The organism is Micromonospora sp. CPCC 206060, from assembly GCF_036906895.1.
Taxonomy (GTDB): domain Bacteria; phylum Actinomycetota; class Actinomycetes; order Mycobacteriales; family Micromonosporaceae; genus Micromonospora.
In genome coordinates this window covers 1-1,182 of record NZ_JBAKHU010000236.1, presented here as the reverse complement: position 1 = coordinate 1,182, position 1,182 = coordinate 1, and the positions used below count along the sequence as shown (strand labels likewise).

Sequence of the window (1,182 nt, the reverse complement as noted above, 5' to 3'; positions counted from 1 at the left end):
ACGACCACCCACAACCGCCGGACACGACACCCCCGCCCAACTCACTCAAGAAGAAACGCACCCCCGCGTCGACGGCCGCAAGGAGCTCGTCGCCCTCGCAGAGGGCTACCGCGAGTCGGCCGGGTCGTGGGCCGACCTGCTGCGCGACTGCAAGCGGCGCGGCATGCGCGCCCCGGTCCTGGCCGTCGGTGACGGGGCGCTCGGGTTCTGGAACGCGCTGCGCGAGGTGTTCCCGGACACCCGGGAGCAGCGCTGCTGGTTCCACAAGATCGCCAACGTGCTGTCCGCGCTGCCGAAATCAGCTCATCCCGGGGCGAAGAAGGCCCTCGCGGAGATCTGGAACGCCGAGGACCGTGACCACGCTCGCCGCGCCGTGGCCGCGTTCAAGCTCGCCTACGGGGCGAAGTTCGGCAAGGCCGTCGCCAAGGTCGTCGATGATCTGGACGAGTTGCTGGCGTTCTACGACTTTCCCGCCGAGCACTGGGTGCACCTGCGCACCACCAACCCGATCGAGTCGACCTTCGCCACCGTCCGGCACCGCACCAAGGTCACCAAGGGCTCGGGGTCGAAGGCCGCCGGCCTGGCCATGGCGTTCAAGCTCATCGAGGCAGCTCAACACCGGTGGCGAGCGGTCAACGCACCCCACCTGGTCGCCCTGGTCCGCGCCGGCGCCCGCTTCGAACGCGGCAAACTCGTCGAACGATCCGCCGCCGAACCCGTCACGACCGAGGCCGCAGCCGCCTGATCAAGATTTCTCATCCACAAGTCTTGACTATTGCTCGTCGCGGACCGCGTCCGACATCACTTTCAGGTGCTCAGCGTCGTCGGGGGTACCCATTTCCGGATCGTACGACTGCTGACCGTCAGAACCGTTCGGCTACTGCCGGCGTCGTCCTCCTGGTGCTCGTCGACGGCTCGGCGGTGGGGGCCACCGGGGGCGCGATTGGATAGTGCAAGAGGTGTGGCCCTTCTGGCAGGCGCGGCCTGCCGGCCCGTCAGGGCGGCTTACCGCCCCGGCGCCGTCAGGCAGCCGGGGCGGCGTACCGGCGGGCCGGCTCACCGCGCGCCGTAGGCGCCTTGATCCCGTAGAGAGCAATTCGGCAACCGGTCGTGGCCACAGGCGACGGGTGGGCGTGACCCGGGCCGTCTGGTGGGCCGCTACCCGGCCCGTGGCCTGTCTGC

At 69.6% G+C, this 1,182-nt stretch carries 1 protein-coding gene; it reads left to right on the top strand.

All coding sequences use genetic code 11. The annotated features are described in order from the left end of the window. A partial coding sequence (locus V6U90_RS33470) for an IS256 family transposase (RefSeq protein ID WP_334445198.1) occupies positions 1-745 on the top strand: 745 nt, incomplete at its 5' end. Positions 746-1,182: the final 437 nt, after the last annotated feature.